General features: G+C 76.1%; 10 protein-coding genes and 1 pseudogene. 8 read left to right on the forward strand and 3 right to left on the reverse strand.

The window, feature by feature from the left end:
• Nucleotides 1–484 (forward strand): NYN domain-containing protein (locus NH602_RS24310; RefSeq protein WP_253068991.1); only part of this gene is annotated, 484 nt, incomplete at its 5' end.
• 4 nt (nt 485–488) lie between these two features.
• Here NH602_RS24310 and NH602_RS24315 read toward each other — a convergent pair.
• Complete coding sequence (locus tag NH602_RS24315) at nt 489–821, reverse strand: hypothetical protein (protein WP_179762340.1); 333 nt, start codon at nt 819–821, stop codon at nt 489–491.
• 384 nt (nt 822–1,205) lie between these two features.
• Between NH602_RS24315 and NH602_RS24320 the strand changes: the two genes are divergently transcribed.
• Nucleotides 1,206–2,348, forward strand: coding sequence for a glycosyltransferase family 4 protein (locus NH602_RS24320; RefSeq protein WP_253068992.1), 1,143 nt, complete (start codon nt 1,206–1,208; stop codon nt 2,346–2,348).
• Between the two features lie 27 nt (nt 2,349–2,375).
• On the opposite strand, the gene NH602_RS24325 is transcribed toward NH602_RS24320, so the two are convergent.
• The gene (locus tag NH602_RS24325; RefSeq protein WP_253068993.1) at nt 2,376–4,220 is read right to left on the reverse strand and encodes a long-chain fatty acid--CoA ligase; all 1,845 of its coding nucleotides are present in this window, start codon (nt 4,218–4,220) and stop codon (nt 2,376–2,378) included.
• A gap of 205 nt (nt 4,221–4,425) precedes the next feature.
• On the opposite strand from NH602_RS24325, the gene NH602_RS24330 reads away from it, so the two are divergent.
• The 6 genes from NH602_RS24330 to NH602_RS24355 are packed head-to-tail and all read left to right on the forward strand — an operon-like array spanning nt 4,426 to nt 8,748.
• Entirely contained in the window at nt 4,426–4,842 is a 417-nt protein-coding gene (locus NH602_RS24330; RefSeq protein ID WP_100878143.1) for a polyketide cyclase / dehydrase and lipid transport, read from the forward strand.
• A gap of 2 nt (nt 4,843–4,844) precedes the next feature.
• Nucleotides 4,845–5,639, forward strand: a complete 795-nt coding sequence (locus NH602_RS24335) for a metallophosphoesterase (protein WP_161151976.1) — start codon at nt 4,845–4,847, stop codon at nt 5,637–5,639.
• 20 nt (nt 5,640–5,659) lie between these two features.
• A complete protein-coding gene (locus tag NH602_RS24340) occupies nt 5,660–6,097 on the forward strand; it encodes an SRPBCC family protein (protein WP_020623841.1) in 438 nt (145 codons plus the stop codon).
• A gap of 43 nt (nt 6,098–6,140) precedes the next feature.
• Nucleotides 6,141–7,388, forward strand: a complete 1,248-nt coding sequence (locus NH602_RS24345; protein ID WP_073574268.1) for an ArsA family ATPase — start codon at nt 6,141–6,143, stop codon at nt 7,386–7,388.
• A complete protein-coding gene (locus NH602_RS24350) occupies nt 7,385–7,765 on the forward strand; it encodes a hypothetical protein (protein ID WP_100878141.1) in 381 nt (126 codons plus the stop codon). The genes NH602_RS24345 and NH602_RS24350 overlap by 4 nt, the downstream gene beginning before the upstream one ends.
• Entirely contained in the window at nt 7,762–8,748 is a 987-nt protein-coding gene (locus tag NH602_RS24355; protein ID WP_253068994.1) for an ROK family protein, read from the forward strand. The genes NH602_RS24350 and NH602_RS24355 overlap by 4 nt, the downstream gene beginning before the upstream one ends.
• A 5-nt stretch (nt 8,749–8,753) precedes the next feature.
• Here NH602_RS24355 and NH602_RS24360 read toward each other — a convergent pair.
• A pseudogene (locus NH602_RS24360) lies at nt 8,754–9,084 on the reverse strand (hypothetical protein); the annotation flags it as partial.

The raw sequence follows: 9,084 nt of genomic DNA on the forward strand, positions 1-9,084 counted from the left end.
CGGACCGCGGCCGGCGGACCTCGTCGCGGGAACGGGCGACCGCGGGACCGGCGCGCGCGTCGCGGCCCCCGTCGACGGGCTGGCCGCGCTGGACGCCCTGCTGACCGTGCCGTCGGTGCACCTCATCGTCGACGGCTACAACGTCAGCAAGACCGGCTACCCGGACCTGCCGCTGGCCGACCAGCGCTCCCGGCTGGTGGCCCAGCTCGGCGCACTGGGTGCCCGCACGGGGGCCGAGATCACCGTGGTGTTCGACGGGGCCGCCGTGATCGCCGCGCCGGTGCGCGGCAGCCGCGGGGTGCGGGTGCTGTTCAGCGACGCCGGGGTGATCGCCGACGACGTCGTCCGCGACCTCGTCGCCGCCGAGCCGGCGGGCCGGCCGCTGCTGGTCGCGACGTCGGACCAGGAGATCGTGCGCTCGGTGCGCCGCCGGGGCGCGCACACCGTGGCGTCCGCGGTGCTGCTGCGCCGCCTCGGCGGCTGAGCGCTCACCCCACGTCACGGTGCCGGGGCCCGTGCCCGGCCGGCGGGACCACCGGCATCGGCAGCGCCGTGCGCCCGGCTCGACCGGGCGCCGGTGTGCCCGGCTCGACCAGACGCAGGTGCGGGATGAGGCCGCCCTCGGCCAGCACCTGCAGTGCCCGGCGCTCCGGCTCGGCGAACTCCACCGGGACGACGGTCGTGGCCTCCGTGCCGGCCGGCAGGTCGACGGGAAGGTAGGGGATCGGCCGGTCGTCCTCCGGGACCTCCAGCAGCACCCCGATGACGCAGGCACCGCACGCGGCCCCGCGGACCTCGCAGCGATCGCAGTCGACGATCATGGCTCCTCCTTCGTCGGACCCGAGGTGGTCGAGCACCGCGGACGCTAGGGGAGGGGTCCGACAGAATGGCCGCGCCGAAGAAAATCCGGGCCGGGGCCGTCACCGCGGGCTGCCGCGCTCGTTCACCTGAACAGCACGACATCCTCACCAGCTGTGCCGTCGAGCGGACACCACCACTCGTACGGAGCAGCGCCACCCCGGCGGGCGACCGATCCGGTCACGCAACGGTGAGGACGCGGAACTCGTCCGCTCCCCGGAGTGTCGGACGGCGGCCCGCATCCCCGACGCGCAGCGCGTGCGCGGAGCCGCCGTCCCGACCCCCGCCGCCAGTCCGCCGGTGACCACCGGCGGCCGGCGCCCCGCCGAGGACTAGCGTCGCCGACCGTGGCGCGCACGCTGCTGGTGACCAACGACTTCCCGCCCCGGCCCGGCGGCATCCAGTCGTACCTGTCCGACCTCGCCCGCGCGCTCCCGCCGGACTCGCTCGCGGTCCACGCGCCCGCCTGGCGCGGTGCCGCCGACCACGACGCCGCGCTGCCGTTCCCCGTGCACCGGCACCGGTCGTCGCTGATGCTGCCGGTCCCCGAGGTCGCCCGGCGCGCCGCGGAGCTGGCCCGCGAGCACGACGCCGGGACCGTCTGGTTCGGCGCGGCCGCGCCGCTGGGGCTGCTCGGCCCGTACCTCCGCCTCCGGGCCGGGGTGGAGCGGGTCGTCGCCACCACGCACGGCCACGAGGTCGGCTGGTCGATGCTGCCCGGCGCGCGCCGGGCGCTGCACCGGATCGGCCGGGACGCCGACGTCGTCACCACGGTCTCGCGCTGGACCCGCGGCCGGCTCGCCGGCGCGTTCGGCCCGGACGCGGCACTGGAGGTCCTGCCGCCCCCGGTGGACACCGTCCGGTTCGCACCCGACCCGGACGCCCGCGCCGCGGTCCGGACCCGGTACCGGCTCGGCGACGCACCGGTCGTGACGTGCGTGTCCCGGCTGGTGCCGCGCAAGGGCCAGGACGTGCTGGTCGCGGCGCTGCCGCGGATCCGCCGCCGGGTGCCGGGCGCCCGGCTGCTGCTCGTCGGCGGCGGCCCCTACCGGGACCGGTTGCGCAGACTGGCCGCACGCGCCGGGGTGACCGACGCCGTCGTGCTCACCGGCGGGGTCCCGGCCGCCGAGCTCGCCGCGCACCACGCCGCCGGTGACGTGTTCGCCCTGCCGTGCCGCACCCACCTCGGCGGGCTCGACGTCGAGGGGCTGGGGATCGCGCTGCTGGAGGCCGCGGCGTCGGGGCTGCCCGTCGTCGCGGGGGACTCCGGCGGCGCGCCGGAGACCGTCGAGGAGGGTGTGACCGGCCACGTCGTGCCGGGACGTGACGTCGCCGCCGTCGCCGACCGGGTCGCGGACCTGCTCGCCGACCCCGCCCGGGCGACGGCGATGGGCCGCGCCGGACGGGCCCACGTCCGGCGGGTCTGGGGTGGGCCGTCGTCGGCGGCGCGCCTGCACGGCTTCCTGACCGGCGACGACGGGCCGCGCTGAGTGCACGACCCGTCGTCGACGGCGGGGTCAGCCCTTGTCGGCGGTGGTCCCCGCGTAGAGCGCCTCGATCTCGCCGGAGTAGGACTCCACGACGACCTTGCGCTTGACCTTCATCGTCGGCGTCAGCTCGCCGCCGGCCTCGCTGAAGTCGTGCGGCAGGATCGTGAACTTGCGGATCTGCTCGGCCCGCGAGACGGCCTGGTTGGCGTCCTCGACCGCGGCCGCGATCTCGCCGCGCAGCTCCGGGTCGTCGACGAGGTCGGCGGCCGAGCTGCCGTCGCCCGCCAGCTTGCCGTTGCGCTCGCGCCAGCCCGGCAGGGCGTCCGGGTCGATGGTGACCAGCGCGGAGATGAACGGCCTCTGGTCGCCGATCACGATGCACTGCCCGACCAGCGGGTGCGCCCGCAGCCGGTCCTCGAGCACGGCCGGGGCGACGTTCTTGCCGCCGGCGGTGACGATGATCTCCTTCTTGCGGCCGGTGATGGTGAGGAAGCCGGCGTCGTCGAGCTCGCCGATGTCGCCGGAGTGGAACCAGCCGTCGGACTCCAGGGCCTCCTTCGAGGCCTCCTCGTTCTTCCAGTAGCCGCGGAAGACGATGTCGCCGCGCAGCATGATCTCGCCGTCGGAGGCGATCCGGACCGCGCAGCCGGGGACCGGGCGGCCCACCGAGCCGACGCGCTGGGCGTCGAGGGTGTTCAGGGTGATGCCGGCGGAGGTCTCGGTCAGGCCGTAGCCCTCCAGCACGGGCAGCCCGACGCCGCGGAAGAAGTGCCCGAGCCGGCCCCCGAGCGGGGCCGAGCCGGACACCGCGGCCTTGACCCGGCCGCCGACGGCGGCGCGCAGCTTGCCGTAGACGAGCTTGTCGAACAGCGCGTGCCGGGCCTTGAGCAGCAGGCCGGGCCCGCCCGCGTCGAGGGCCTCGGAGTAGGCGATCGCGGTGTCGGCGGCCGCGTCGAAGATCTTGCCCTTGCCGTCGTTGTGCGCCTTGAGCCGCGCGCCGTTGTAGACCTTCTCGAACACCCGCGGCACCGCGAGCAGGAAGGTCGGCCGGAAGTCCGCCAGGTCGGGCAGCAGGGTCTTCACGTCGGGGGAGTGGCCGACGATCGTGCGGGTGGACAGGCAGCCGCACTGGATGGCCTTGCCGAACACGTGCGCGAGCGGCAGGAACAGCAGCACCGAGTCCCCGGGCTCGAACAGGTGCGGGATCGTCGCGGCGATCGTGCGGATCTCGGCGATCAGGTTGCGGTGGGTCAGCTCGCAGCCCTTGGGGCGACCGGTGGTGCCCGAGGTGTAGATCAGGGTGCAGAGGTCGTCGGCGCGCACCCCGCCGCGACGTTCGTGCACCACGTCGTCGGGGGTGTCCGCGCCGAGGCCGCGCAGCTGCTCGACCGCCGAGGGGGCGTCCGGGGCCGACGCGGCAGGCTCGATCTGCCAGACGGTGCGCAGCTCGGGCAGGTCCCCGCGGACCTTCTCCACCGACGCGGCGTGCTCGGCGGTCTCCACGACGATCCCGACGGCGCCGGAGTCGGACACGATCCAGGAGATCTGGTCCGGCGACGACGTCTCGTAGATCGGCACGGTGACCCCGCCCGCGGCGAGGATCGCGTAGTCGAACAGGGTCCACTCGTACCGGGTCCGCGACAGCAGTGCGACCCGGTCCCCGGCCTGCACACCCGCGGCGATAAGCCCGGCGGCGATCCGGGTGACCTGCTCACCGAACTCGGCCGCGGTCACCTCCGACCAGCTCCCGTCCGCGCCCTTGCGGCGGTAGAGCACGTCCGACGGGTGCTGCGTGGCGTTGTCGAACACGGCGTCCGAGAGCGATTCCTCGTCTCCCACGGACACCGCGGCGGGAACGCTGTACTCACGCACGGGGATCGACCTCCTGGCGGCCTCGACAGGCTGAACGCGGTCACCGCGACGGCTGCGGCGACACCTCGGAGCAGAACCTACCGGAGAGTAGGGTCCACGTACATCGATTCGGACATAACGGATCGGTCGGTGGTGCCGCCGGTCCGGTCCGGGCCGCGACGGTACCCGTGACCGGCGCCGTCGCACGGGGTGGCACGCTGACCGGGTGCCCGCGATCGACGTGATCGACGAGACCTTCCTGGCCGTGCCCCGCGAGCGGGTCGCGGCGGAGTTCGCCGACCCGGCCCGGTGGCCGTCGTACTGGCCCGACCTGCGCCCCGAGGTCGCGCACGACCGCGGACCGGCCGGGCTGCGCTGGACCGTGACCGGCGCGCTCGTCGGGACCATGGAGGTCTGGTGCGAGCCGGAGGGCGACGGCACCGTCCTGCACTTCTTCCTGCGCGCGGACCCGGACGGCCCGCCGCCCGGTGGCCGGCTGCGGCGCCGCCGGTGGCTGCGCGCGGAGTCCGACCGGCGGCACCGAGCGTTCAAGGCGCACGCCTTCGCGCTCAAACGGCGCCTGGAGGACGGGCGCCCGGCGGGCGTCGCGCCGTCGGCGTTCCGGCCGGACCGGACGGCCTGAGCGTGCGGCTGCACGTCGTCACCGACGTCCACGGCGCCACCGTCCCGCTCGCCCGCGCCGCCGAGGGCGCCGACGGGGTGCTGGTACTCGGCGACCTGCTGGAGTTCATCGACTACCGCGACCCGACCAACGGGATCATCTCCCGGCTGCTCGGGCCCGAGGTGGCCGCGGAGTTCGGCCGGATGCGCCGGATCGGGGCGCCGCGCGGGCAGATGCTGGGTCTGCTGGAGCGCTCCTGGGCCCGGTTCACCGACCCGGCCGCCGCCGTCGCCGAGGCCGTCGCCGCGCAGTACGCCGAGGTCTTCGGGGTGCTGGGCGGGCTCGGGGTACCGGTCTGGGCGATCCCGGGCAACGTCGACGTCCCTGACGCCTGGCCCGACACCGACGGCGTCACCCGCGCCGACGGACGGGTGGTCGAGATCGGCGGTCGCCGGTTCGGCTTCCTCGGCGGGGTGCCGCTGCCGCCCGGGATCGACCCGCGCCGTACCGGCCCCTGGCGGCCGCACTTCGTGACCCACGAGGACTGGACCGCGCGCCTGGACGCGCTCGGCCCGGCCGACGTGCTGTGCACCCACGTCCCGCCGGCGCACCCGGGCCTGACCTACGACGTCGTCACCCGCCGCGCCGAGATCGCCAGCGCCCCGCTGGCCGCGCGGATCCGGGCCGAGCAGCCGTCGCACGCCCTGTTCGGTCACGTGCACCAGCCGCTGCACCGTCGCGCGCGGATCGGCCGCACCGAGTGCGTCAACGCCGGACACTTCCGCGCGCACGGCACGCCCTACGTGCTCCGCTTCTGACCACCGGATAGCCTCCCGCCATGGCCGACGCGACCTCGTCCTCGATCCACATCGACGCCCCGCCGGAGCGGGTCATGGCGGTGATCGCGGACTTCGCGTCCTACCCCGAGTGGACCGACCAGATCACCAGCGTCGAGATCCTCGACGCCGGTGCCGACGGTCGCGCCCGCCAGGTCCGCTTCGCGATGGACGCCGGGGCCATCAAGGACACCTACACCCTCGACTACGACTGGGCCGCCGACGACCGCTCGGTGTCCTGGACGCTGGTCAAGGGCGGCATCCAGCGCGCCCAGGACGGCGCGTACCGGCTGGTCGGCGACGCCGGCGGCACCACCGTCACCTACGAGCTCAGCGTCGAGGTCAACTTCCCGATGATCGGGATGCTCCGTCGCAAGGCGGAGAAAGTGATCATCGACGCCGCGTTGAAGGGCCTCAAGCGCCGCGTCGAGAAGGGCTGAGCCGGTCGGCGGCGACCCGGACGCGATCGTTAGGCTCCGCGCTGTGCGCGTCGTGCTCTTCACCGGCAAGGGCGGGGTCGGCAAGACGACCCTGGCCGCCGCGACGGCCGCGCACGTGGCCGGGACCGGCCGGTCCGCGCTGGTCGTGTCCACCGACCCGGCGCACTCCCTCGGCGACGCGCTGGACGCCGAGCTGGGCGCCGAGCCCGCCGAGGTCACCGAGAACCTGTGGGGTGCCCACATCGAGGCCCGGCACCTGCTCGAGGGCGCCTGGGGCGACCTGCAGGGGCACCTGCGCACGATGCTCGCCGGGGCCGGTGTGGACGAGCTCGTCGCCGACGAGCTGACCGTGCTGCCCGGCGTCGAGGACCTCCTCGCGCTGGTCGAGGTGCAGCGCTACGCCGACTCGGGCCGCTTCGACGTCGTCGTCGTCGACTGCGGGCCGACCGCGGAGACGCTGCGGCTGCTCACCCTGCCCGAGGCGCTGTCGGGCTACCTGGAGCGGCTGTTCCCCGCGCACCGCCGCGCCGTGCGCGGCCTGGTCGCCGGGCTCGCCGGGGCCAAGGCCGACGGCGCGGGCTGGGACCGCACGATCGACGCGCTCGGCGTGCTGGCCGAGCAGCTGCGCGGTCTGCGCGGGCTGCTCGCCGACCGCTCCCGCACCTCGATCCGGCTGGTGCTGACCCCGGAGCGGGTCGTCGCGGCCGAGACCCGCCGGACGCTGACCGCGCTCGCCCTGCACGAGCTGCGGGTCGACGGGCTGCTGGCGAACCGGGTGATGCCCGGCCCGCCGCCGTCGCTGCGCGGGCCCGCGGCGCGCTGGCTGCGCGAACGCGCCACCGAGCAGCAGTCCGTGCTCGCCGAGCTGGGCGAGCTCGGTGCGGACGTACCCGTGACCGCGGTCCGCTACACCGCCGCCGAGCCGACCGGCGTCGGTGCGCTGCGCGAGCTGGCCCTGTCGGTCTACGGCGACGACGACCCCGCGGGCACCGCCGACGGCGCCCCGCCACGGCCGCTGATGGAGCTGCGCCGCACCGCGGGCCACGGCGTCTCCGCCGACACCGAGTTCGAGCTCGACGTGGCGCTGCCCGGCGCCCAGGACGCCCCGCTGGACCTCGCCCGGGTCGGCGACGACATGGTCGTCGGTATCGGGTTCTCCCGGCGCGTGGTCTCGCTGCCGTCGGTCCTGCGCCGCTGCGAGGCCACCGGTGCCCGGCTGGAGGGCCGCGGCTCCGACGCCCGCCTGGTGATCTCCTTCGTGCCCGACCCGGGCACCTGGATGACCTCGTGAGCGGCCGTGACACGCGGTGCGGCACCCACTGCGGCGATCACAGCGGCATCCCGGAGGACCTCCGGGTCACCGCGATGGCGCTGCTCGACCGGCTGCGCGCGGCCACCGAGACGATGTCGGACTCGCTGCGGGCCGCCGGGAGCGACCCCGGCCCCGGCGACGCGGGCTCCTGCACCGCCTGCCCGGTGTGCGCGCTGATCGCCGTCGTGCGGGGGGAGCGGTCGGAGCTGGTCACCCGGCTCGCCGACCACGCCGGCGGGCTGCTCGCCGTGCTCGTCGCGGTGCTGGAGGAGGCCGCCCCGCCCGCGCGCCAGGAGCCCCGCCGCCCACACGGCGGCGGACGCTCCGTGCAGCGGATCGTGGTGCACCGGACATGAGCCCCCGGATGTCCGACGTCCGCACCATCGGGGTGGACGTCGGGGGCACCAGCGTGCGCGCGGGTGTCGTCGATGCCGAGGGCGGGATCCTCGACACCGCCTCCGCACCGACCCCGCGCACCGACGACGCGTTGGAGGCAGCCATCGCCGGTGCGGTCGACGAGCTGCGACGCCGGCACACCGTCGCCGCCGTCGGGCTCGCGCTCGCCGGGTTCGTCGACGCCCCCCGCGGGCTGGTCCGCTACGCGCCGCACCTGTCCTGGCGCGACGCCCCGGTCGCCGAGCGGATCGGCGCCCGGCTCGGCGGGATCCCGGTCGTCGTGGAGCACGACGCGAACTCCGCCGCGCTCGCCGAGCGGCGCTACGGCGCCGCGGCCGGTGCCTCGGTGGCACTGGTGATCGCGCTGGGCACCGGGATCGGCGGCGCCCTGCTGCTCGACGGCGAGCTGTTCCGCGGCGCGCACGGTGTCGCACCCGAGCTGGGGCACCTGCGGGTCGTCCCGGACGGGCGGGCCTGCCCGTGCGGCAAGCGCGGCTGCTGGGAGCGCTACTGCAGCGGGACCGCACTCGGTGCCACCGCGCTGGAGATGCTCTCGGGCGGCGCCGTGCCGGGCCCGTCCGGGCTGGCCCGTGAGACCGCCGTCGACCCGGGGCGGGTCACCGGCAAGCGGGTCGCCGCGGCCGCCCGTGAGGGGGACCCGGTCGCCCGCGCCGCCGTCGACGACATGGGGCGCTGGCTGGGGGAGGGGCTCTCGCTCGTCGCGGACGTCTTCGACCCGGACCTCGTGGTGATCGCGGGCGGGGTGTCGGCGTCGGCTCCGCTGTTCCTCGACGCCGCCCGCGAGCACTACGCCCGCATCCTCACCGGGGCGGGCAACCGGCCGCTGGCCCGGATCCGGACCGCGCAGCTCGGCGCGGCCGCCGCCGTCGTGGGCGCGGCGACGCTGGCCCGCGAGAGCCTGCGGACCGGCGCCCGGCGCTGAGCGCGCTACAGCCGCGAGCCGTCGTCCCAGGGGTCGGGGCCCTCGTCGGAGTCGGGGCTCCACAGGCGCAGCAGCAGCCAGCCCAGGCCGGCCGCGATGAGCACCAGTCCCAGCGGCAGCGGCCAGGTCCCGCCGACGCCGATCAGGCCCGGCGCGATGCACAGCAGCAGCCCCACCCCGATCAGCCCGCCACCCACGACGGCCGGTGGCCCCGGCCGTGGCAGCGGCGGCGGCTCCGGCGGGTGGTAGTGGTCGTCCGGGTCGGCACCCGTGCCGGTGCCCGGGTGCGGGGCGGCCGGGCCCGACCGGTGCGCGGGCCGGTCGGCGCCGCCCGCC

Source organism: Pseudonocardia sp. McavD-2-B (assembly GCF_024124365.1).
In the GTDB taxonomy this organism is placed as follows: domain Bacteria; phylum Actinomycetota; class Actinomycetes; order Mycobacteriales; family Pseudonocardiaceae; genus Pseudonocardia; species Pseudonocardia alni.